The 22,094-nt window shown below is 73.2% G+C and carries 17 protein-coding genes; 10 read left to right on the top strand and 7 right to left on the bottom strand.

Translation table 11 applies throughout. The annotated features are described in order from the left end of the window. Nucleotides 1–33: 33 nt before the first annotated feature. Entirely contained in the window at nucleotides 34–1,947 is a 1,914-nt protein-coding gene (locus tag ACZ5XZ_RS21355; protein ID WP_468980270.1) for a hypothetical protein, read from the bottom strand. A gap of 263 nt (nucleotides 1,948–2,210) precedes the next feature. Here ACZ5XZ_RS21355 and ACZ5XZ_RS21360 point away from each other — a divergent pair, with 263 nt between their 5' ends. From ACZ5XZ_RS21360 to ACZ5XZ_RS21370, 3 genes are all read left to right on the top strand, one after another. Continuing rightward, nucleotides 2,211–2,729: a DUF4240 domain-containing protein gene (locus ACZ5XZ_RS21360; RefSeq protein WP_468980272.1), complete on the top strand. Its 519-nt coding sequence runs from the start codon at nucleotides 2,211–2,213 to the stop codon at nucleotides 2,727–2,729. A gap of 85 nt (nucleotides 2,730–2,814) precedes the next feature. Next, nucleotides 2,815–3,699, top strand: a complete 885-nt coding sequence (locus ACZ5XZ_RS21365) for a TIGR01777 family oxidoreductase (protein ID WP_468980273.1) — start codon at nucleotides 2,815–2,817, stop codon at nucleotides 3,697–3,699. Nucleotides 3,700–3,929: 230 nt separating this feature from the next. Beyond that, nucleotides 3,930–5,231 (top strand): NAD(P)/FAD-dependent oxidoreductase, encoded by a 1,302-nt coding sequence (locus ACZ5XZ_RS21370; RefSeq protein ID WP_468980274.1) that lies wholly within the window; start codon nucleotides 3,930–3,932, stop codon nucleotides 5,229–5,231. Nucleotides 5,232–5,264: 33 nt separating this feature from the next. On the opposite strand, the gene ACZ5XZ_RS21375 is transcribed toward ACZ5XZ_RS21370, so the two are convergent. After that, nucleotides 5,265–6,722, bottom strand: a complete 1,458-nt coding sequence (locus tag ACZ5XZ_RS21375; protein WP_468980276.1) for a regulator — start codon at nucleotides 6,720–6,722, stop codon at nucleotides 5,265–5,267. Nucleotides 6,723–7,020: 298 nt separating this feature from the next. Between ACZ5XZ_RS21375 and lipB the strand changes: the two genes are divergently transcribed. The 4 genes from lipB (at nucleotide 7,021) to ACZ5XZ_RS21395 (ending at nucleotide 10,095) form a co-directional block, all read left to right on the top strand. Continuing rightward, a complete protein-coding gene (gene lipB, locus ACZ5XZ_RS21380) occupies nucleotides 7,021–7,836 on the top strand; it encodes a lipoyl(octanoyl) transferase LipB (protein WP_468980278.1) in 816 nt (271 codons plus the stop codon). 141 nt (nucleotides 7,837–7,977) lie between these two features. Continuing rightward, nucleotides 7,978–8,943, top strand: a complete 966-nt coding sequence (locus tag ACZ5XZ_RS21385) for a lipoyl synthase (protein WP_468980279.1) — start codon at nucleotides 7,978–7,980, stop codon at nucleotides 8,941–8,943. 212 nt (nucleotides 8,944–9,155) lie between these two features. Beyond that, nucleotides 9,156–9,374 carry an SCO2195 family GlnR-regulated protein gene (locus ACZ5XZ_RS21390; RefSeq protein ID WP_384436599.1) on the top strand — a complete coding sequence of 73 codons (219 nt, stop codon included), beginning with the start codon at nucleotides 9,156–9,158 and terminating at the stop codon, nucleotides 9,372–9,374. Nucleotides 9,375–9,384: 10 nt separating this feature from the next. Further along, a complete protein-coding gene (locus ACZ5XZ_RS21395) occupies nucleotides 9,385–10,095 on the top strand; it encodes a DUF4191 domain-containing protein (RefSeq protein ID WP_468980281.1) in 711 nt (236 codons plus the stop codon). A gap of 176 nt (nucleotides 10,096–10,271) precedes the next feature. Here ACZ5XZ_RS21395 and ACZ5XZ_RS21400 read toward each other — a convergent pair whose 3' ends face one another. Next, on the bottom strand, nucleotides 10,272–10,739 hold the full coding sequence (locus ACZ5XZ_RS21400; RefSeq protein ID WP_468980283.1) for an RDD family protein: 468 nt from the start codon (nucleotides 10,737–10,739) through the stop codon (nucleotides 10,272–10,274). A gap of 293 nt (nucleotides 10,740–11,032) precedes the next feature. On the opposite strand from ACZ5XZ_RS21400, the gene glnA reads away from it, so the two are divergent. After that, nucleotides 11,033–12,442, top strand: a complete 1,410-nt coding sequence (gene glnA / locus ACZ5XZ_RS21405; protein ID WP_384436590.1) for a type I glutamate--ammonia ligase — start codon at nucleotides 11,033–11,035, stop codon at nucleotides 12,440–12,442. Nucleotides 12,443–12,561: 119 nt separating this feature from the next. Here glnA and ACZ5XZ_RS21410 read toward each other — a convergent pair whose 3' ends face one another. Next, nucleotides 12,562–14,004 carry an oxygenase MpaB family protein gene (locus ACZ5XZ_RS21410; RefSeq protein ID WP_468980284.1) on the bottom strand — a complete coding sequence of 481 codons (1,443 nt, stop codon included), beginning with the start codon at nucleotides 14,002–14,004 and terminating at the stop codon, nucleotides 12,562–12,564. 238 nt (nucleotides 14,005–14,242) lie between these two features. Here ACZ5XZ_RS21410 and ACZ5XZ_RS21415 point away from each other — a divergent pair, with 238 nt between their 5' ends. After that, a complete protein-coding gene (locus ACZ5XZ_RS21415; RefSeq protein ID WP_468980287.1) occupies nucleotides 14,243–15,109 on the top strand; it encodes an Fpg/Nei family DNA glycosylase in 867 nt (288 codons plus the stop codon). Nucleotides 15,110–15,190: 81 nt separating this feature from the next. Here ACZ5XZ_RS21415 and ACZ5XZ_RS21420 read toward each other — a convergent pair whose 3' ends face one another. Together ACZ5XZ_RS21420 and ACZ5XZ_RS21425 are read right to left on the bottom strand one after the other, a co-directional pair. Then, nucleotides 15,191–16,993, bottom strand: coding sequence for a choline/carnitine O-acyltransferase (locus ACZ5XZ_RS21420; RefSeq protein WP_468980542.1), 1,803 nt, complete (start codon nucleotides 16,991–16,993; stop codon nucleotides 15,191–15,193). Between the two features lie 316 nt (nucleotides 16,994–17,309). Next, nucleotides 17,310–18,185: a HalD/BesD family halogenase gene (locus ACZ5XZ_RS21425; protein WP_468980289.1), complete on the bottom strand. Its 876-nt coding sequence runs from the start codon at nucleotides 18,183–18,185 to the stop codon at nucleotides 17,310–17,312. Between the two features lie 420 nt (nucleotides 18,186–18,605). On the opposite strand from ACZ5XZ_RS21425, the gene ACZ5XZ_RS21430 reads away from it, so the two are divergent. Continuing rightward, nucleotides 18,606–18,755, top strand: coding sequence for a hypothetical protein (locus ACZ5XZ_RS21430; protein ID WP_468980291.1), 150 nt, complete (start codon nucleotides 18,606–18,608; stop codon nucleotides 18,753–18,755). 22 nt (nucleotides 18,756–18,777) lie between these two features. Here the strand turns inward: ACZ5XZ_RS21430 and ACZ5XZ_RS21435 are convergent, their stop codons facing one another. After that, a complete protein-coding gene (locus ACZ5XZ_RS21435) occupies nucleotides 18,778–21,987 on the bottom strand; it encodes an AfsR/SARP family transcriptional regulator (protein WP_468980294.1) in 3,210 nt (1,069 codons plus the stop codon). Nucleotides 21,988–22,094: the final 107 nt, after the last annotated feature.

Here is a 22,094-nt window from a genome sequence, read left to right on the forward strand (position 1 = left end):
ACGACGTGCCGTCCGGCGGCCCTCCGGCGGCACCTACGGCTGGACCGCCCGTACGCTCCGCCCGTCCCGCAGCCGCCCGACGACCTCGGCCCTAGCCTCCCGCCCCGCCGGCGCGGCGAGGGTGCCGGCCTTGCCGGTGGCCCGTACGCCGCCCGTGGCGTCGAGGCCGACCACCTCCCGGCTGCCGGCCGCGAGCAGGTACCACTTCCCCGACTTCGCCTGCCAGTGGACGTCCGCGACGACATGCGGCCCGAAGCGGCTGCAGGCCGCGGTGTTGACGGCGCGTCCGGCGATCCGCCCCGGGTCGGCGGGGCGGATCGCGGGCGGCAGGAACTGCACGGCCACGGTGCCGGGGCCACGCCAGGTGTCGGCGCGGGTGCAGACCCAGGTCGCCCTGCCGCCGCCCTCGGGAAGGGGCTGCTCGGCGAACGCCCAGTTGTCGACGGAGCGCACCCCGGCGCCGCGCAGGGAGCCCAGCCGGCAGGCCGTACGGGCCCAGTTCTGCAGCGCCGGCGGGTCGGTCGCCTCGCGCGGCCCGCCGACGGTGCTCGGCCCGACGGCGGGCGACGGCGGCGTATAGGTCAGATGGACGGGCACGAGATCGTCGAGGTCGGCGAGGAGGAAGGCGGGCAGGGCCGCTCCGAGCCGCGTCGAGGGTCGGAATTGCGCCACCGGCCAGCGTCCGCAGCCGGCGCCCGCCCCGGGCGGCGTGGCGATCCGGTCGGTGACCCCGTCCGGGGCGACATGCAGCCCGTGCGGCGGGGCTCCGGGCACCAGCAGGTCGCGGACGGCGACGTCGGAGATCCAGGGCGCGAGGAGGTAGCGCATCCAACCGTTGCCGCGGCCGATCACCAGCCCGGCGCTGGTGGTCGGATCCGCGTCGTCGACGCGCGCGAAGTGCAGGGTGGGGGTGGCGTCCTCGGGCTCGGCGTAGCGGACCAGCCGCTCGCCGTCGTGGAAGACCACGACCATGACGTTGTCGATCAGGCCCGCGTAGAGCAGCTGCGGTGGACGGCCGGGCGGGCGGGTGGAGGTGCCGGCGGTCGCCGTGATCCGGGCGTCCTCGGGCGGCGCCGCCCAGACCCGCAGCGCCCGCGCCAGCAGCTCCTTGTCACCGGTCTCCCGGCCGCGGGCGGGCCAGGCGGTGAAGTCCACCCGGGAGGTGCCGGCCCACTGCTCGTTGGGGGTGCGCAGCAGCCGGGCCGGGTCCAGCGCCTGCTGGGCCTCGGTCGGGGCGCGGCCGGAGGGGTCGCCGTCGCCGCCCGGCACCGCCGCCGCCACCCCCGCGCCGAGCGCCAGCACGGCCGCCAGCGCGAGCGAGGCCCGCACCCGCTGGCGGCGGCGCAGCAGGTCCGTCGGCCGGGTCTGCACCGTGCACGGGTCGAACTCCCCGGAGTTCAGCAGGGCGGCGGCATCGGCCCCGGTCTCCCGCTCCAGCAGCCCGGCCGCCCGCTGCGCCGCCGCCGCCTCCTCGACGCCGGCCCGCTCCAGTACGGCCCGCGCCGTGTCCTCGTCCAGGCCCTCCAGGTGCCCCAGCCCGATGGCGGCCCGCACCGGCGCCGGGACGGCGGACAGCGCCTGGTCCAGGGCGAGTTCGTCGGCGCCGCCGGCCCGTGGGAAGAGCCGCAGCCCCCAGACGACGGGCACGGCCGGCAGCCCCCGGCCGGGCCGGCCCTCCTGCGCCAGGGCCAGCCGCAGGATCCGCAGCCGTACGAGGTCGTAGCCGGACTCGGGCGCCGGGCCGCGCTGGGCCGGCAGCCCGCGCACCGGGCGGCGGCGGCCGGCCCGCGGCAGGGCCCGCTGGACCAGTCCGTGGGCGGTCAGGACCCGGCGGTGGCGGCCCATCGAGGGGGGCAGCACGAGGTAGGCGAGGCGGACGAGTCGTGGGTAGTGCTCGACGATGGCCGCCTCGGCCCGTTCGACGTCGGCCCGGGTGCGTTCGTCCATGGGCATGGCGTGAAACAGCCCTTCGAGAAGTGGCGGATTTGCCGTCTATGCCGTCGTTTGGTCGTTGCACGCCTTCCAACGAGTGATTCTTGGGACGGTCACACGACGGTTCGCCCGTACGGGCACGAAGCGGGGCGGACGCACACCGGTCCGGACGGGCGTCAGCACAGCGTGCCGCCGTTCACCGATCCGGATAACGACACCGTCGCATCTGGGGTAGTCCGCATGCGTGGCACGGCGCCAAGGCGGATGCTGGAGCGGTGATGGAAGAGACGGAGTTCTGGGAGCTGATCGACCACTCCCGCGCGGCAGCGGAGGGCGACCCGGAGGAGCAGGCCGACGCACTGGTCGAGCGGCTGCTCGGGCTCGACCCGGACACCGTTGTGGACTTCGCCCGCCACTTCGAGTCCCGCTACAACCGGGCGTACACGTGGGACCTGTGGGCCGCGGCCTCGATTCTGCTCGGCGGCGCCAGCGACGACGCCTTCGACTACTTCCGCTGCTGGCTGATCGGCCAGGGCCGGGAGGTCTTCGAGGGCGCGCTGCACGACCCGGACCAGCTCGCCGAGCTGCTGGACGACTTCGACGAGGCGGTGGACGGCGACGCCGAGGAGCTGGGGTACGCGGCCGACGAGGCGTACGAGCGGATGACCGGCGGGGTGATGCCGGACCTGGCGCTTCCGCCGCCGCCCCGCGAACCGCTCGGCGGCTACCTCGACTTCGACGACGACCAGAGCCTGGCGGAGCGCTTCCCCCTGCTGTGGGACCGCTTCAAGCCGTAGGGCGCGGCCGGCGCCGGTCCCCGTCAGCACGGCGGACGGACCGCAGATGTCGTCGCCGGCGGTGCACTGCGGGCAGTATGGCCCCATGCGGATCGCGATCACCGGCTCGACCGGGCTCATCGGCACGGCGCTCGTACGCTCCCTGCGCACGGACGGCCATGAAGTCGTCCGGCTCGTACGGCGCGAGCCCACGGCCGCCGACGAGGTGCGCTGGAACCCCGCGGGCGGGCAGGTCGACACCGCCGGGCTCACCGGCTGCGAGGCGGTCGTCCATCTCGCCGGCGCCGGGGTCGGCGACCACCGCTGGACGGCGGCGTACAAGCAGGAGATCCGCGACAGCCGGGTACTGGGCACCCGCGCCCTCGCCCAGGCGCTCGCCTCGATGGACACCCCGCCCCGGGTCTTCGTGTGCGGCAGCGCGATCGGCTACTACGGCGACACCGGCGACCGGCGTACGGACGAGAGCGCACCGGCCGGCGCGGGATTCCTGCCGGAGGTGTGCGTGGCCTGGGAGGACGCCGCGAAGCCGGCGCAGGACGCGGGCATCCGCACCGTCTTCGCCCGCACCGGTCTGGTCGTGGCCCGTTCCGGCGGCGCCTGGGGCCGGCTCTTCCCGATCTTCCGGCTCGGCCTGGGCGGGCGGCTCGGCGACGGCAGCCAGTACTGGAGCTTCATCTCCCTGCACGACCAGATCCGGGCGCTGCGCCACCTCGTCGACACCGAGGAGCTGAGCGGTCCGGTCAACCTCACCGCCCCGGAACCGGTCACCAACCGCGAGGTGACCGCCGTGATGGGCCGCGCGCTGAACCGGCCGACGCTGTTCACCGTCCCGGCGCCGGTGCTGCGGATCGCCCTGGGGGACTTCGCCGAGGATGTGCTCGGCAGCCAGCGGGTGGTGCCGCGGCGGCTGCTGGAATCCGGGTTCGCCTTCGATCATCCGCGCATCCTGGAAGCGGTCCGGGCCGCCTAGGGCCTGTCCGACCCTGACCCCTCCGGCAGGCCCTAGGGGTGTCCAGGCGGGGTAGACGCCCGGGCCCCCCGGAGGCCGTGGCCAAGGGCGCTCCGACGCGCCCCGGACGCCCCCTGCCGTACGGGCCGCCGCCTCCCTACCGTCCTCGCACACACCATCGGCATCCCGCGCGGCGGCAATGGGCATGACATCGGTGCGCCGCCGCTGGGACCGACCTCCGGGAGGGGCATGTGCCGCGCATCGCATCGACCGTGGACGTCGTCATCGTGGGAGCCGGGCCGGCCGGTCTTGCCGCCGCCCGCCATCTGACCGGCGCGGGAGTGTCGGTCACCGTGCTGGAGGCCGCGGACCGGATCGGCGGCCGGTCCGCCACCGACCGGCTCGACGGCTTCCGGCTGGACCGCTGCGGCCGCCCGCTGGCCATCTCCAGCGCCGAGCTGCGCCGCACCCCGGGCCTCGGCGATCTGACGCTGCGTCCGTTCGCGTCCGGTCTGAGTGTCCACAACGGCCAGCGCAAGCAACGCATCGGCGCACCCCGGAGCACAAGGGGCGCACTCTCCGCGGCGCGCGCCCTCTTGCGCGCCGACCGATGTCCTCCGCAGCACACCGAGCACCGCACCGACCGCACCACCCCCGCCGCCCCGCCCCCGGACCGCCCCATCCGCGACGCCCTCGCGGGCCGCCCCGCCTTCCCGCCCCGCACCCATGACGCGTTCCTGCGGCCCCTGCTGGGCGCCCTGCTGTGCGATCCGCAGCTGCGTGGCTCCAGCCGTGGCGCCGCCGCCGCGCTGCGCGCCTTCGCGCACGGGCGGCTGTGGCTGCCGGCCGGCGGCGCCTGCGCCGTGCCCGAGCTGCTCGCCGCCGGGCTTCCGCCCGGCACGGTCCGTACGTCGGTGCGGGTCACCTCGGTCTCCACCACGGGCGTCGGCACCGCCGGGCACGGCCGTATCCCCTGCCGGGCGGTGCTGGTGGCGACCGGCGCGCGGGACGCGGCCAAGCTGCTGCCGGGGCTGCGGGTGCCCGCCTTCCATCCGGTGGCCGTCCTGCACCACACCGCGGGGGCGGGATCGGCGGGCCGCGCCGCGCCGTCCCGCGACACGGCGCTGATCCTGCCGACGGACGGCCCGGTCGGTTACACCTACCTCGCCGGCGCGATCGATCCGTCCCGTACACCGCCCGGCCGGTCCCTGATCACCACGACCGTGCTCGGCGCCGCGGCGGCGCTGCCGCTGTCCGTCCTCGACAAGACGGTCCGGCCCCAGCTGGAGCGCGTCCACGGGGCGCGGACCGACGACTGGCAGCTGCTGACCGCCCATCAGGACCCGTACGCCGTCCCGGCGATGACGGCCCCCTACGACCCGGAGCGCACCGTGCGCGTGCTGTCCGGCCTCTATGTGTGCGGCGACCACCGCGACACCAGCACTCTCCAGGGCGCGCTGAACTCGGGCCGCCGGGCCGCCCGCGCCGTGCTCCAGGACTTCGGACTGCCGGCGCTCACGACGGAGCCGGACACGCTGCGCGCGGCGGCCTGACCGGCTCGACCGGACCGCCGCGCACCGCCCGGCTCACCCGAGCGCCGCCACCCGTTCCCGGTACCCGCGCACCGCCGCCGCGTCCCGGTACGGCTCCAGGCGGCGCTCGAACTCCCTGACGTACTCATGGGCCCGCACCGACCGCATCTCGGAGGCCTGGAGCGCCGCCTCGGCACCCAGCGTGCAGGCCTGCTCCAGCTCGCCCAGGCCCAGCCGCGCGGTCGCCAGCACCACCCGGCAGAACAGCCGGCTGCGGGCGAACCCGGCGGCGCGCAGCTGCAGGGAGCGCTCGGCGTGCTGGGAGGCCGCGCGGTACTGCTGGAGATCGCGATGGCAGTGCGCCAGCTCGTCGGCGAGCTGCGCCTCGTCGAAGAAGCGGGCCCAGTACGGGGTTTCGTCGCCGGGGCGGGCGGTCTCCAGCGCCCGCTCCGCGCGGGCCAGCGCCGCCGTACAGGCCCGCACCTCGCCCATGACGCCATGGCCGCGCGCCTCCGCGGAGTGCAGCAGCGCCTGGACGGCGGGCGGCGCGCTGGAGCCGATGCCCTGCTGGGCGACGCGCGCCAGCTGGACGGCCTCCCTGCCGTGCCCCAGATAGACGGCCTGCCGGCTCATCGTCACCAGGACGTAGGAGCCGTACGCCCGGTCGCCGGCGGCCTGCGCCAACCGCAGTGCCTGCACGAAGTACCGCTGCGCCAGGCCGTGCGCGGCGATGTCGTACGAGGTCCAGCCCGCCAGCCGGGTCAGATCGGCGGCGGCCGCGAACAGCCGGCGGCCGGTGGCCTCCCCGTAGGTGCCGCGCAGCATCGGCTCGGTCTCGTGCTCCAGATAGCGCACCAGGGCCTGCCGGGCGTGGCCGCCGCCGTAGGCGTGGTCCAGCGCCCGGAACAGCTCGCCGACCGAGCGCAGCGCGGCGATGTCGCCGGAGGTGACCCGCGAGCCCTCGGTGCGGTCGACGCGGTCGGTACGGCGCTGGCGCGGCACCGAGGCCCGGCCGCCCTGGACCGGCACCCGGCCCGACCCCTCGCCGGCGGGCTCGCCGCGAGCGACGCGGTCGTCGGGGCGGCCGATCAGCCAGTCCCGGCTCGGCACCACGAGCCCGGCCGGGGTGAAGGCGATCTTGCGGAGCTCGGCGTGGCTGCCGGAGTCCTTGCGCCACAGGCCGCTGACGATGTCCACCGCCTCGCTGGGGGTCGAGGCGAATTCCAGCCCGGCGTACACCGGCGCACAGGCGTCCAGCCCGAGGTCCTGGGCGGACAGCCGGCGCCCCAGCCGGCGGGTGAACACCTCGGCGATCAGCGCGGGGGTGGTGCCGCGCGGCTGCTGGCCGCGCAGCCAGCGCGTCACCGAGGTCTTGTCGTACCGGAGGTCGAGGCCGTGCTCGATGCCGAGCTGATCAACCCGTCTGGCCAGTCCGGCATTGGAAAACCCCGCCTCGGCGATGAGCGCGGCGAGCTGGCGGTTGGGTGTGTGGTGCGGGGGTCGGTCCGTCATCAGCTTTACCGGTCTCCTGCCTTCCGGGCCGGGCAGCCGGGTTCGGCGGACCCTGTCCGGCATGCTCATCGCCCTTGTGGAACGGCGTGAATGTAACGGCCTTCGGAGCCTTTCTCGCCGCCTGCGCCACGCGTTCATCCGATCGTGTGAGCAGGGGCGGGGTCCGAAGGGTGGCAGGTACACCGGACCGCCTGAAGGGACCGGAATCGGTCGCCGTACAGTGGCATGGGCGCGAAACCATCGGAAGTGCAATCAGCGTTGCAGCAAGAGTGCAACAAAGGTTCGAAGAGGAGCTGCCGTGACTGCGATCTCTCGGGGGGAGACCCCCGCACCCGAGGGGCTGCGCTTTGTGCATCTGGGCTTCGGAGCGGACGCCGTGGACTACGAGTCGGCCTGGCAGGAACAGCGCCGGGTACACGCCGCCCGATTCGCCGACGAGGTGCCCGACACCTGTCTGCTGCTGGAGCATCCGCCGGTGTACACCGCCGGCCGGCGCACCACCGACGACGAGCGCCCCCTGGACGGGACCCCGGTCATCGACGTGGACCGCGGCGGGAAGATCACCTGGCACGGGCCCGGCCAGCTGGTGGGCTACCCCATCCAGAAGCTCCCGCGCCCGGTCGACGTGGTCGCCCACGTCCGCCGGCTCGAGGACGCGCTGATCCGCACCTGCGCCGCATTCGGCGTCGAGGCCAGCCGGGTCGAGGGGCGCAGCGGGGTGTGGGTGCTGGGCGACCCGGTCCAGGAGCGGGCGGGGCTCGGCGGGCTGCAGCTGGACTTCGATCCGCGGGTGACGGACGAGCTGTTCGACCCGCGGCTGAACGGCCCCGAGTACGCGCCGTCCAACGCCGGTCAGCGCCGCGAGGACCGCAAGCTCGCCGCGATCGGCATCCGCGTCGCCAAGGGCGTCACGATGCACGGCTTCGCGCTGAACGTGAACCCGGACAACACCTCGTTCGACAAGATCGTGCCGTGCGGCATCCGGGACGCGGGCGTCGCCTCGCTCGCGGGCGAGCTGGGCCGCGAGATCACCATCGCCGAGGTGCTGCCCGTCGTCGAGAAGCACCTGCGGGACGTCCTGGAGGGCGCCGAGCTGCTGCCGCGGGCGGTCTGACCGTACGGCCACCCGCGAGAACCCCCGGCGACCACCGGGAATGCGACCCCGCCCCATGGGGTTGCCCCGCACGTAAAGACGTGCGAATTGACGGGCGTACCCTGGTGTACGCCAAGGAAACGAAGTCGTAGGGAGCCGGTCGTGTCCGCAGTCGCACCCGACGGACGCAAGATGTTGCGCCTGGAGGTCCGGAACAGCCAGACCCCCATCGAGCGCAAGCCCGAGTGGATCAAGACGCGGGCGAAAATGGGTCCCGAGTACAACGCCCTGCAAAAGCTCGTGAAGAGCGAGGGCCTGCACACCGTCTGCCAGGAAGCGGGCTGCCCGAACATCTACGAGTGCTGGGAGGACCGCGAGGCCACGTTCCTCATCGGCGGCGACCAGTGCACCCGGCGCTGCGACTTCTGCCAGATCGACACCGGCAAGCCGCAGGCCCTCGACCGCGACGAGCCGCGCCGCGTCGGCGAGTCCGTCGTCACGATGGACCTGAACTACGCCACGATCACCGGCGTCGCCCGCGACGACCTCGAGGACGGCGGCGCCTGGCTGTACGCCGAGACGGTGCGCCAGATCCACGCGATGACGGCGGAGCGCGCCGAGGGCTACACCAAGGTCGAGCTGCTCATCCCCGACTTCAACGCCGACCCGGACCAGCTGGCCGAGGTCTTCTCGTCCCGCCCCGAGGTACTCGGGCACAACGTCGAGACGGTGCCGCGGATCTTCAAGCGGATCCGTCCCGGCTTCCGGTACGAGCGCTCCCTCGACGTCATCACCAAGGCCCGCGAGGCCGGCCTGGTCACCAAGTCCAACCTCATCCTGGGCATGGGCGAGACCCGCGAAGAGGTCAGCGAGGCGCTGCGCCAGCTGCACGAGGCGGGCACCGAGCTCGTCACCATCACCCAGTACCTGCGCCCCACGCCGCGCCACCACCCCGTCGAGCGCTGGGTGAAGCCGGCCGAGTTCGTGGAGCTGAAGGAGGAGGCCGAGGAGATCGGCTTCTCCGGCGTGATGTCCGGCCCGCTGGTCCGCTCCTCCTACCGCGCCGGCCGCCTTTACCAGCAGGCCATCGAACGGCGCGAGGTCGAGGCGTCCAGTCAGGCGGTTTGAGTTCCCCCGGCGCGCCGTCTTGTGAAACGTGGCACATGCTTGAGGACGCGGCCCGCACTCCCCCAGGACGGGGGGCGTGGCGGGCCGCGTCAATGTTTCATGGTGTTTGACCGGCAGGTCATCCGTTGGTAACACCTTTCCGTGACGATGGATGCACGCACCGTTCACGCACCCTCTCCTGCTCCTGCGAACGCCAGAAGGAGTCACCCACCATGCAGGCCGCGCCGCTCCGCGCCACACCAGCCCTCCCCCGTCCTTCCGTCACCGGTGCACTGCGTGCCGTCGAGGCCGTACTGATGCGCGGCGGGCAGCGCACCGCCCGCCGCAACGCCTGGACGTCGGTCCTTGAGGACCGCCGCCGCGCCAAGGACCGGTACGAGGCCGAGTACGTACTGGAGGCCGCGGCGACCCGTCGCCCGCACGCCACGTAAACTTCGCTGTATGGCGAGGAAGGCAAACTCAGACGGCGCTGCCGGCGCTGAGAACACCGGGCGGCTCAAGCAGATCGCCCTGACCTACAAGATGACCCGTCGGGTCGACTCCAAGGTCGGTCTTGTCGTCGCTGGTGTAGGCATCGTCGTATTCGGCGTTCTCCTTGCCATCGGCTTCCTGATCGGCCACCCCATCTACGCGGGCATCCTGGGCTTCGTACTGGCCTTCCTCGCGATGGCGATCGTCTTCGGACGGCGCGCCGAGCGAGCTGCCTTCGGGCAGATGGAGGGCCAGCCCGGTGCGGCGGCAGCCGTGCTGGAGAACGTCGGGCGCGGCTGGACGGTCACCCCCGCGGTGGCGATGAACCGCAGCCAGGACGTGGTGCACCGCGCCGTAGGCAAGGCCGGCATCGTGCTGGTCGGCGAGGGCAACCCGAACCGTCTCCGCGGCCTGCTGGCCGCCGAGAAGAAGCGGATGGCGCGCACCGTCGCGGACGCCCCGGTCCACGACATCGTGGTGGGCGACGGCGAGGGCCAGGTGCCGCTGAAGAAGCTCCGTACGACCCTGCTGAAGCTCCCGCGCGTCCTGCCCGGCGCCCAGGTCACGGCCGTCAACGACCGGCTGCGTGCGCTCGGCGACCTGATGAGCAACATGCCGGTGCCGAAGGGCCCGATGCCGAAGGGCATGCGGATGCCCCGGGGCGGCGGCAAGACGCGCTGAGCCGCGCGACTCGTATACATCGAAACGGGTGGGCCCGGGACCGCGAAGGTCCCGGGCCCACCCGCTTTCACACGCATCTGGGAGGTCTCGGGGCGCTCGTGCTCGGGGAGGCGCTCCGTTCCACTCTCCCAGGCCGCCAGAGCCGTACCTGCCGAGGCGACTAGATGGCTAGGTGGCTAGATCCGCACCTGTACGGCGCGCGCGAGACGGTCATGCAGCCCCCGCCCGTCCCGGTCCCACACCACCGCCGGGATGACCACGACCAGCAGGGCCGTGCGCAGCACCACCCACGGCAGCGAGATCCGGCCACCGCCCTCGGCGACCACCCGCAGGCCCAGCAGCCGCTTACCCGGCGTGAAGCCGACCGTGCCGACCGTCAGCACACTGAGCACCGCGAAGACCACCAGGGCCCAGTTGCTGGCCGACTGCGCCTTGCCGCCGCTGAGCAGTCCGTAGGCGATGAGCATGCACAGCGCCCAGTCGATGAAGAGCGCGGCGAAGCGGCGCCCGGGGCGCGCGAGGGACCCCGGCCCCTCCTCCGGCAGCCCGAGCCGCTGCCCGCGGTATCCGAACTCGACACCCATGTCCTCGGCTGCCGCGCGGGGCCCGGAGATCCACGATCCGATTGCTTGCCTGTTGTCCACCCGTCCACGGTACTGCGACCGCATACGTTCGCTTCGCGGAGGGCGGGCACCGGCCGGTGGAAGGGCCGCGGGGAGCACGGACGGCGGCCGACAGCACCCTATCCGTAATGTGCCAGTTTGGCGCACACTGGGTGGTATGAGCCACCGCGCGGCGGTTAACCTCGGCGAAACAAATGGGTCATGCTTGGGAAATCCCGCCTGCCTATGGTCGGGCGAGCGCGCCTCTGCAGAGGGTCGCGTTCCGAGTAGCAATCCCGCGTCCGCCGACCGGTGACCGGGCTAGGAGGAGTTGGATGTTCCAGAACGCCGACGAGGCCAAGAAGTTCATCGCGGACGAGGACGTCAAGTTCATCGACGTCCGCTTCTGCGACCTGCCCGGTGTGATGCAGCACTTCACGATCCCGGCGAAGGCGTTCGACCCGGCCGAGGAACTCGCCTTCGACGGCTCCTCGATCCGCGGCTTCCAGGCCATCCACGAGTCCGACATGGCGCTGCGCGCCGACCTGTCGACGGCCCGCGTGGACCCGTTCCGCCGCGACAAGACCGTCAACATCAACTTCTTCATCCACGACCCGATCACGGGCGAGCAGTACAGCCGCGACCCGCGCAACATCGCCAAGAAGGCCGAGGCCTACCTCGCCTCCACCGGCATCGCGGACACCGCGTACTTCGGCCCCGAGGCCGAGTTCTACGTCTTCGACTCGGTGCGCTTCAACACCACGTCGAACGAGGGCTTCTACCACATCGACTCCGAGGCCGGCGCCTGGAACACCGGCGCGGTCGAGGACAACCGCGGCTACAAGGTCCGCTACAAGGGCGGCTACTTCCCGGCCCCGCCGGTCGACCACTTCGCCGACCTGCGCGCCGAGATCTCCCTGGAGCTGGACGCCGCCGGCCTGCAGGTCGAGCGCCAGCACCACGAGGTCGGCACCGCCGGCCAGGCCGAGATCAACTACAAGTTCAACACGCTGCTCGCCGCCGCCGACGACCTGATGCTCTTCAAGTACATCGTGAAGAACGTCGCCTGGCGCAACGGCAAGACCGCGACCTTTATGCCCAAGCCGATCTTCGGCGACAACGGCTCCGGCATGCACGTCCACCAGTCCCTGTGGCAGGGCGGCGCGCCCCTCTTCTACGACGAGCAGGGCTACGCGGGCCTCTCGGACACCGCCCGCTACTACATCGGCGGCATCCTCAAGCACGCCCCGTCGCTGCTGGCCTTCACCAACCCGACGGTGAACTCCTACCACCGCCTGGTCCCCGGCTTCGAGGCCCCGGTCAACCTGGTCTACTCCCAGCGCAACCGCTCCGCGGCCATGCGCATCCCGATCACGGGCTCCAACCCGAAGGCCAAGCGCGTCGAGTTCCGCGCACCGGACCCGTCCTCGAACCCGTACCTCGCCTTCTCCGCCCTGCTCCTCGCGGGCCTGGACGGCGTCAAGAACAAGATCGAGCCCGCCGAGCCGATCGACAAGGACCTCTACGAGCTCGCCCCCGAAGAGCACGCGGGCGTCCCCCAGGTCCCCACCTCCCTCCCGGCGGTCCTCGACGCCCTCGAGGCCGACAACGAGTACCTCCAGCAGGGCGGCGTCTTCACCTCCGACCTGATCGAGACCTGGATCGACTACAAGCGCACCAACGAGATCGCCCCGATCCAGCTGCGTCCGCACCCGCACGAGTTCGAGCTTTACTTCGACATCTAAGACCCCCAGGCCAGAGCGGCATCTCGCTCGCCTGGGCAGTCTGTAGGCCGTCGGCCGCGTTCTTCCCGCTTGGAAGCCGCGGCCGGCGGCCGTTTTCGTGGACGCGGGTGCCGTGGGCCTCAGGGGCGGCCCAGGAGCTGGGTGCCGGCGGTGGTGTCGGTGCGGGCGGTGAAGTAGTCGGTGAAGGCGTGGAGGAACTCGTCCTCGGTGATTCGGCCGTCGCCGTCGGCGTCGAGCTGGCGGAAGCCGTGGTTGAGTTCGGCGGGGTGGACGCGGGAGCCGCCGAAGAGGACGCGGTATTCGTCGGCTCCCACATGGCCGCTGCCGTCGGTGTCCGCGGCGCGGAAGAGGGCGCGCAGCGCCGTGTGCAGGCCCTTGTGCAGGTAGTCGGGGTCGCGGTCGGCACCGGCGACCATGGCGGCGGTGAACTCGGCCCGGCTGACGCGGCCGTCGCCGTCGGTGTCCATGGTGGCGCGGATGTGCTGCCACCAGGTGTCGAAGCCGGTGTACACCTCGGCCTCGGCCGCTTCGTCGAGTTCGAGCTGCCAGCAGACGTTGTGCGCCATGGCCTGCAGGTCGGCGGAGGTGAGGTACCCGTCGCCGGTCTGGTCCAGGACCTGCCGGAAGAACGCCTCCGCGCGCGCCCGCGGCGAGCCGCCGCCGCGGTTGCGCCGGGGCCGCGGCACCCGGCCGGTCGCCGGGGTGTCCGCGCCGCCGTCGGCGGAGGGGGCGGCGGCCGGGCGGGCGGCGGGGACGCCGGTCGGGGGGATGCGGTAGCGCAGCCGGTCGGGCAGGCGCGTCATGGCCTGGCGCATGCCGCGGTGCAGTGCCCAGGACAGCGCGGCGGCGCTGCGGGTGCGGGGCAGGTCGAAGCGCTCACGGAAGGCGGGGGGCAGGTCGGCGAGGGTCAGGGCCGCCAGGAAGCGGGCGATGAGGCGGCGCAGCAGCGGCCAGGCGGGCCCGAGGCGTCCCAGACGGCGGGGCGCCGGGGCCTGGCGCAGCATCGTGAACAGCAGGTCGTGCACGGCGTCGCTGTACTCCAGGCGTTCGCGGATGATGCGGTCCATGTAGGCGGGCACGTCCGCGGCGGCCTTCGGGAACAGCTCGTCCGGCAGGCCGAACTCGGCGCACACGGCGCGGAACTCGGCGTACAGCCGGTCGAGTTCGGCGGGGCTCATGGGGTCGCCGGACAGCTCGCGCATCGCCGTCATCGACTCGTACAGCGTCACCAGCACCCATACCCGCACGGCCGGGTCCAGCGCCGTGAACGGGCGGCCCTGGTCGTCGGTGCCCTGGATGCGGCGGTGCGTACGCTCCAGCCGGGCGATCTCCCGGCGCAGGCCCTCGCGGTCGGAGAAGAACAGCCGCTCGCCGCTGTCCATGGTGTGCTCCATCCGCCGCCAGGGATGCGCCCGGTAGGTCGAGAACCGCGCGGCGCCGGCGGCGACGGCCGGGTCCGCGTTCTGCAGCACCAGCAGCCGCCACGCCACCAGGGCGATGCGCTTCTCCGCGAGGGTGCGGCGCAGCAGGGATTCGGGGCCGGTGTGGGCAGTACGGGTCACTGGCGTCTCCTGGGGGTGTGAGGCGTCCGTGCGCATGATCGGATAGGCGCATCGCGGTACAAGTAACGTGCGGGCGGGCCCGTGGAGACGCTTTCGGCCGCGAAACCACTCGTCAGGGCGGAGCGGCACCGGGGTGGGCGGGGACGCGGCGGCCGGCTCGCCGGGAGTCGGCGGCGGCGCGCGGGGCCGGTGGGGTGGGTTTCCGGGCAGGTGGCTCGGTGCGGGGCACAATGGCGTTATGCCCGAATCGCCGGAGGTCGAGGCGCTCGGCCGGTTTCTCGACGCTCACCTGGCCGGGCGGACCGTGGACCGTGTCCACCCGGTCTCCGTCCATGCGCTCAAGACCTACGATCCGCCCCTCGGCGCCTTTGAGGGCCGGACGTTCGACGGTGTGGGGCGGCACGGCAAGTTCCTGGATCTTCGGGCGGGGGAACTGCACCTGGTCGTCCACCTGGCCAGGGCGGGCTGGGTGCGCTGGAGCGACCGGGTGCCGACGGCGGTGCCGCGCCCCGGCAAGGGACCGCTGGCGCTTCGGGTGCGGCTCGCCGAACCCGCCGGTGCGGGCTTCGACGTGACCGAGGCCGGGAGCCAGAAGCACCTCGCGGTGTACGTCGTCACCGATCCGCGGGAGGTCCCCGGGATCGCGCGGCTCGGCCCCGACCCCCTTTCCGGGACCTTCACCCTGGCGTCGTTCGCCGGCGCGCTGAAGGGGGAACGCCGCCAGATCAAGGGCGTGCTGCGTGATCAGAGCGTGCTGGCCGGTATCGGGAACGCCTACTCCGACGAGATCCTGCACGCGGCGCGGATGTCCCCGTTCAAGCCGGCCTCCGGGCTCTGCGAGGAGGAGGTGGCCCGGCTGTACGAGGTGATCGGCGCGACGCTCACCGACGCGGTCGAACGGTGCCGCGGACTGGCGCCGGGGGAACTCAAGGCGGCGAAGCAGAGCGGTCTTCGGGTCCACGGGCGGGCGGGGCAGCCCTGCCCGGTCTGCGGCGACACGGTCCGCGAGGTGTCCTTCAGCGACTCGGCGCTGCAGTACTGCCCCACCTGCCAGACCGGGGGCAGGGTCCTCGCGGACCGGCGGCTGTCCCGGCTGCTGAAGTGACCGGACCGGCGGGGCCGCCGCCGGCCCCGGTGCGGGGTGGCGGCGGCCCGTCGGCTCCGTGCGGGGTGCCAGGCGGCGGGGTCAGTTCCCGGACCGGTCGGAGGCCAGCAGGTCGCGCAGTTCGTCGATCGCCTGGCGGAGGTGGTCGGCGAAGCGGTGCATCTGGTCGGCGACCGGCAGGGGCGTGCTCAGGTAGAGGTGGAAGCGTTCGGGGAGCAGGACGTAGGCGACGCCGATGCAGCGGCTGCTGGTGGAGCCGAAGCCGAAGTACTGGATGTGGGTGGAGGGGGCGGAGCTGGTGCTGAGGTAGTCGTCGCGCAGGGTCAGCCAGCCGGGGGTGCGGTAGAGGGCGGGCTGCTCGGCGAGGCCGAGTTCCGGGCCGCGGCGGCGCTGGATGAGTTCCAGTTCCCACAGGTGCTGTTCGGGTGCGTCGCCGGCCTGGCACTCCTTGGCGCGGGTGACGTGTGCGTGGGCGGCGGTGTGCAGTGCGGCGCGGCGGGCGTCCGGGTCCGTCGCCGGGTCCTGCATAGCGGCCACGAAATCCACGATCTCGGGCGTGACGACGCGCATCGCCTCGGTGCGGCCGCGGCGCCACTGCCGGGTGGCGATCGACTCGTAGGTGGCGCCCAGGCGTCCCTTGGCTCGCTGGTGGGCGAGTTGGTAGGCGAGCTGGACGAAGGCGTCCGGGGAGACGCCGAGGGATTTGGCGGTCCGGGCGCCGAAGTCGTCGAAGGAGACGGTGCGGGTGGCGGTGTCCGCGCCGTACTGCGCGAACGCCTCGGCGGCGGAGCGCACCTGGGCGCGCAGAGCGTCGTCCAGGTGGAAGGTGATCGGCCGGCGGGCGGGCACGCCCTGGGAGCGGGCGCCGGAAGCCTGGGAGTGCTCCTCGGCCGGGGTGGACAGCAGGGCGTCGACGAAGCTGAGGATGGTGGTGCCGTCCAGCTCGCAGTGTTCGACGTTGATGCCCGCGCGGCCGTCGGCGAAGACGACGAAGGAGACGGCCTTGTCGAACCAGCGGTTGCCGCGGTCGCCGTAGAGCAGTTCGTCGCAGGTCTGCTGGGTGTCGGCGGGGGCGAAGTCCTCCAGGCAGACGCAGAAGAGGGCGGTCTCGATGTCGTCCAGGGCGTCGGCGTTGCCGGGGTGGTGCGCGAGCAGGGACGCGCGGGCGGCGGCCCACTCGGCGCGGGCCATGGTGGTGAGGTGGCCGACCGGCGCGTCGGCGCCGGCCGGCTCGCCGCCGTCGAGTACGGCGCGCAGTCCCGCCCGCAGGTCGTCCAGGCCGTACGGCGTGCCGTCCGCACCGAGTACGTCCAGCTTGACCATGCCGCCCCGGAAGAAGACCACGATGTGGCGGGCGTCGGACGGGCCCGGCCACTGCGGGGTGTACGGGGCGCGGACGGTGTCCTGTTCCGCGCCGGGGATGCGGGTGGTGGAGAACAGGTACTTGTTCTGCTCCATGGTCTGCGGCACGCCGCGCTGGAGCACGGGAGGGAGGAGCTCCTGGTCGAGCCGGCGCTTGTAGTGCAGGGCGGCGGCGATCAGGCCGGCGGCCCGCTCCACCTGCGGATCTGCCGGCGGCTGCGCCGGCGCGGCGTCCTGGAAGAGGAAGAAGAAGTTGGCGTTGAGCGCGATGCGGTCCCGGCGGCCCAGATAGCGGTACGGCCAGAAGGTGTCGAGCCAGCTGTGGACGCCCTCGGTGGCGTCGTACTCCTCCAGCGCCGCCTGGAGCACCCGGCCGGGGCCGCCGGGGCGGAGGTAGGCGGCCACTTCGGCCTCGGTCGCCGCCAGTTCGTCGGCGGTCAGCAGTGGCGCGCACCAGGCGAGAAACCGCTCGCAGCTCTCCTCCAGGGAGGGCAGCGGCACCCGCGGGAGGCTGTCCTCCAGCGCGAAGGTGGGCGTGGAGCCGGTGGCGGGGGCGGGCGGAGCGGGGGGCGTGGTCGGGGTGGGTGCGGCGCCCTGACTGTTGGTCACGTACGGTCTCGATTCGGGTTGTCGGTGGGTGCGGGGGCTGGGACTGGGACTGGGACTGAGGCGTGTTGAGGGTGCGCCCCAAGGGACCTGACAGAGCCTGCTCCTCGGGGGAGGCGAAGCGGCGCCGTTTGAACTGCTTTTGGCACGTCGCGGCGGACGGGCGAGGCGGAACCGCTCCTCGGGGTCGGCGAGAGGGCCGCGGACCCGGCCATGACCCATCGGACAGGCCCTAGTCCAGCAGGCGGTCGCTGCGCACCGCCCGGTCCTCGGCTGCCAGGTGCTCGGGGCACACCCGGCCGAAGAGCTGCCGGGTGCGGGCCACGCTCCCGATGACGCCGGGGCGCTCGCTGTAGGCGAAGATCGCCGAGTGGCGGGCGACCTCGCCGTGGACGGGGCTGACCCGGTGCAGTGCGTAGCGGCCCTTGAACAGCTGCAGGTCGCCGGGCCGGAGGGGGAGGCGGTGTATCAGCCGCTCGCCGCGGCCGTGCAGGACCTCCCGTACGTCGTCGAAGTGCTCGTCCTGCGCGGACCGGATGTTCGGGCAGTACTCGAAGACGCCGCCGGACTGCGCGTCCTGGGTGAGCATGCTGACGGTGAACTCGTTGGTGTCGAAGTGCCAGGGGTGCTCCTTGCCGGGCTCGACGACGTTGAGGACGAGCCCGGAGAGCGGGTCGGCCAGCTCGTGCAGCTGCGGCAGCCGGAAGCAGCGGGCGACGAACCGCTGGAACGCCGGGTCGGAGTAGAGCCGGCTGACGAGCGAGCCCGCGGGGATGCGGTCCCGGGCCACGAAGGCGTTGCCCCGCTCGAAGGCCATCCGGCCCGGGTGGTCGGCCGGCAGCTCGGTGTCGACGGCGATGTTGTAGACGTTGACCGTTTCCACGTCGAAGTGCGCCCGGGGGGCGAGGGCGGAGCACTCCTCGCGCAGCACCTCGCGCAGCGCCGGGTGGATGAAGTCCGGCAGCACGGTGCAGCCGAGGGTCTCCAGGTCGCGCCGGGCACGGGACACCAGGGCCCGCCCCTCGTCGCTCTCCGGTTCCGACAGCGGGTAGCGCGCGGTGTCGACCACCTGGTCCAGCGTCAGGGTCATGGCGTGCAAGGTGCTCATGGGTTCCTCTCACGTGCTCACCGGCCAACCTCGGTCGGATATCCGGCCGTTCGGTCGGCTCGTGCGGTAACTGCCGTGCCAAGAAGCTGAGTTGAGCGCAGTTGAAGCTGCCATATCACCTGCGGTGTTGTCTGTGACAAGTCACACGATCGGGTGCCGCATAGCCGTGGTGGGATGACGGCGCGCCGCGCGGGGGGCCTGACGAAGGGCCGTGAGGCGCCTTCGAAGGCCGCGAGAGTCCTTCGCCGCCGCCTCGCGGAGCCTTCAACGACCTTCGGTCGGGCATCTCCACAAGATCCACACCTCCACTTTCGAGTGAAGGGTTCCGCCATGTGGGCGTCCCACGTGTAACTTCAGGCGCACCCGCTTAGCAGCGGGCACTGCAATTGTCAGCGACACAGCGGAAGTTGCATAAAGACATTGAGCAAGCTGCGCTTCACCTTCACCACCCTCGCGGCGCTGTCCCTCCTGGCCGCGATCATCACGGCGGCCGCCGGCGCGCAGACGACACCGGCCCCCCGTCAGCAGTTGGCGGGCGGCGCGGTCACCGGCAAGCAGGTGATGTGGTGAGGCGGGGGACGGCGGTTCCCGGTCAGGACCCGATGGCGGTCGGGAGGGTCAGCAGCCGGTCGAGGTCCGCGGCCTCCGTGGTCGCGCCGAGCCTGCGGTAGAGGGCCAGCGCGCGTTCGGCGTACGGGCGGGCCGCGTTGATGTCCTGTACGCGCAGGAGGGTGCGGGCGATGCCCGCCAGGGCGTGGGCGGAGCCGAGGGGAAAGCCGAAGGTCTGGGCGATGTGCAGGCCGCTGCGGTAGGTCTCCAGGGCGGGGCCGGGCTGCCCGGCGGAGCGCAGGGTGTCGGCGATGCCGATCAGGGCGCGGTGCCGCTCGTAGGGGCTGTCGATACGGCGCGAGACCTCCTCGGCGGCGCGGAAGTGCGCCAGGGCCTCGTCCGTGCGACCGGACTCCACGAAGGCGGCGCCCAGGCTGGTCAGGGCGTTCACCTCGCCGACCGCGTCGCCCCGGGCCCGGTGGCTGGCCAGGGCGCGCCGGAAGCAGACCCGGGCCGGGCCCGGCTGTCCGGTGACGCGGTAGACCGTGCCCAGGTTGGTGTCGAGGATGGCGAACTCCTGTCGCCCGCCGAAGCGGCGCACCTGGACGAGGGACTGCTCGTAATGGCGGCGGGCCTCGTCGTACATGCCCTCCGCGAAGTAGATCTCGCCGATGTTGTTGAGCGCCTTCGCCTGGCCGTGGGCGTCGTCGAGGCCCCGGTGGATGGCCAGCATCTCCTCGAAGCGCCGCATCGCCTCGGTGTACTCGGCGCCGAAGATGAGCGCGGCGCCCTGCACGTTGAGGCTCTCGGCCACGCCGTAGCGGTCGCCCGCCCGGCGGTAGAGGTCCAGGGCCCGGTCCATCTCCCGTAAGCACCTCTCGCCCCGGCCCGCGGCGAGATGGGCGCGGGCGGTTTCGAAGAGGGCGTCGGCGCGGCCGTGGGTGTCGTGCAGTTCCTCGAAGAGCCGCCGGGCCTCGGACGCGCAGCGCAGTGCCTCGCCGTGGTTCTCCTGGGCCAGTACGCCCGCGCGTTCCACCAGGGTCTGGGCGAGCGCCAGGCGGTCGCCCCCGCTGCGCAGGGCGCGCTCCGCGGCGGCGGCGAGTTCGGCGGTGGTGTCCCGTGCCCCCCACAGCCGCAGGGAGTAGGCCAGCACATGGGGGAAGAGGACGGCGAAGTCCGGGAACTCGCCGGCCGCCGTGCGGGCCACGGCCAGGAGGTTGGCGCACTCCACGCTGAGCCACACCGACGCCGCGTCGGCCGGGGCGCCGGCGCCGGTGTCGGTGAAGTCCGAGGCGTACGGCGAGACCTGTTCGGGGCCGATGGGGCGCCGGCGGCGGCGCGGGTGGGCGAGGCGGTCGGCGCGGTCGGCGGTGGTCAGGTAGTACGCCATGAGGCGGCGCAGCGCGTCGCGGCGGGCCGGCCCGGAGTCCTCGCGGCAGGCCAGCCGGCGGCCGAACGCCCGTGCCAGGTCGTGCAGTTGATAGCGGTCCCGGACGGGTTCGTCGAGCAGATGGCGGTCCAGCAGCCGGTCGGCCGCCTGGCGGACCTCGGCCGGGTGCGCGGCGCACAGCGCGGTCGCCGCCGCGAGGGTGAGGTCGGGGCCGGGGTGCAGCGCCAGGTGCCGGAAGAGCCGCTGTGCGGGGGCGTCGAGATCGGCGTAGCTGAGCCGGAAGACGGCCGCCACCCGCTCGTCGAACTCCTCCAGGCGGTCGGTCGCGTGGGCCAGGCGGTGGGCGACGTACTCCAGGTCCCAGGTGTCCCGGTGCCGGAAGCGGCTGGCGAGGAGCTGGACCGTCAGCGGGTGGCAGCCGCACAGTTGGACGACGCGGCGCAGCGCGGCGGTGTCGGAGGCGCGGGTGCCGCCCACGATCCGGGCGAAGAGCGCGCAGGCCTCCGAGACCGGCAGCACGTCCAGGTGCAGGGGGATCGCGCCGTCCAGCTCGGTGAGGCGGTTGCGGCTGGCCACGATCGCGCGGCAGGTCGCGGCCCCCGGGAGGAGCGGGAGCACCTGCTCCGCGTCCCGGGCGTTGTCGAGGACGACGAGCACCCGGCGGTGCGCGGTCCACTCCCGCCAGCGGGCGGTCCGCTCGTCGAGGGTGGCGGGCAGCGGCTCGGCCACGCCGGCGCTGCGCAGCAGGGACGCCAGCGCCTCGGCCGGTTCGTACGGCGGCTGGTCGCTGTAGGCACGCAGGTCCAGATAGAACCCCCCGTCGGGGTAGTCCGGGCGCATCCGGTGCGCGGCATGGACGATCAGTGTCGACTTGCCGACACCCGGCATGCCGTGGACGACGGTCAGGGGCAGGGCCGTGTCGTGGGCGTCCTGGGACGGGCCGCCGAGCAGCAGGCGCAGCTCGCTGCCGCGGCCGGTGAAGTCCCTGGTGTCGCGCGGGAGGGTGCTCCCCCCTCCCCTGGCGGCCGCGGGACTGCCCGGGCCGTCCGGCCCCTCGGCGGGTGCCGGGGCGAGCCCGGGGGGCGCGGCAGGGCCGGCCAAGAGGAGGGTGGGGTCCTGCGCGAGGATCCGGCGCTGCAGCTCCCGCAGTTCCGCTCCGGGATCGATGCCCAGCTCCTCGCGCAGCCGCCGGCTGGTGCCGCGGTAGAGGGCCAGCGCCTCGCCCTCCCGGCCGGAGCGGTACAGGGCCAGCATCAGGGCCGCGACGGCCTGCTGGGCGAGCGGGCTGCGGGAGACCAGTTCGTGCAGCTCGCCGATGAGGTCGGCGTGCCGGCCCAACTCCAGTTCCAGCCGGATGCGTTCCTCGCGCACCCGCCGGTGGTCCTCGGTCAGCCGGGTGCGGGCGGCGAGCGCCCAGTCGCCGCCGAACTCCGCGAAGGGCTCCCCGCGCCACAGGGCCTCGGCGGTGTGCAGCAGCCCGACGGCGAGTTCCCGCTCGCCGCGCCGGGCCGCGGCACGGGCGTCCGTACGGAGCCGCTTGAGCCGGGTGAGGTCCACGTCGTCGGCGTGGTGGACGCGCAGCCGGTAGCGGCGCGGGGAGGGGCGCTCCACCCGCGCCAGGTCGCCGACGGCGCGGCGCAACCGGGAGCGCAGTCGCGACAGATAGCTGTGCAGTGTCTCCACGGGGGTGCCCGGGAGGGCGTCGTCCTCCCAGACGTGGGCGACGAGGGTGTCGACGGCGACCGGGTCCCCCTGCGCGTACAGCAGGGTGGCCAGCACACAGCGCTCCTTGGGTGAACCGAGTGTGTGCTGACGGCCCTGGTGCCACAGCTCCAGAGGTCCCAGCGTCAGAAGTTCCACCATCGCCCCCCGGATGGTTCTCCTGCTTCCTGCCGCCCCGGCAGTTCCCGCGCAGGTGCACGGTGCACCCGATTCACTGTTGCGGCAGGGCCGGATCGGCCGGAGGGTGC

It is taken from the genome of Streptomyces sp. NPDC033270 (assembly GCF_055576575.1).

Excerpts from the sequence above, each read along its gene's own strand:
- ACZ5XZ_RS21395 (WP_468980281.1), top strand. The coding sequence starts at position 9,385 with ATGGCGAGGAAGGCAAACTCAGACGGCGCTGCCGGCGCTGAGAACACC.
- ACZ5XZ_RS21360 (WP_468980272.1), top strand. The coding sequence starts at position 2,211 with ATGGAAGAGACGGAGTTCTGGGAGCTGATCGACCACTCCCGCGCGGCA.
- ACZ5XZ_RS21415 (WP_468980287.1), top strand. The coding sequence starts at position 14,243 with ATGCCCGAATCGCCGGAGGTCGAGGCGCTCGGCCGGTTTCTCGACGCT.
- ACZ5XZ_RS21390 (WP_384436599.1), top strand. The coding sequence starts at position 9,156 with ATGCAGGCCGCGCCGCTCCGCGCCACACCAGCCCTCCCCCGTCCTTCC.
- glnA (WP_384436590.1), top strand. The coding sequence starts at position 11,033 with ATGTTCCAGAACGCCGACGAGGCCAAGAAGTTCATCGCGGACGAGGAC.
- ACZ5XZ_RS21425 (WP_468980289.1), bottom strand. The coding sequence starts at position 18,185 with ATGAGCACCTTGCACGCCATGACCCTGACGCTGGACCAGGTGGTCGAC.
- ACZ5XZ_RS21375 (WP_468980276.1), bottom strand. The coding sequence starts at position 6,722 with ATGACGGACCGACCCCCGCACCACACACCCAACCGCCAGCTCGCCGCG.
- ACZ5XZ_RS21365 (WP_468980273.1), top strand. The coding sequence starts at position 2,815 with ATGCGGATCGCGATCACCGGCTCGACCGGGCTCATCGGCACGGCGCTC.
- ACZ5XZ_RS21355 (WP_468980270.1), bottom strand. The coding sequence starts at position 1,947 with ATGGACGAACGCACCCGGGCCGACGTCGAACGGGCCGAGGCGGCCATC.
- ACZ5XZ_RS21435 (WP_468980294.1), bottom strand. The coding sequence starts at position 21,987 with ATGGTGGAACTTCTGACGCTGGGACCTCTGGAGCTGTGGCACCAGGGC.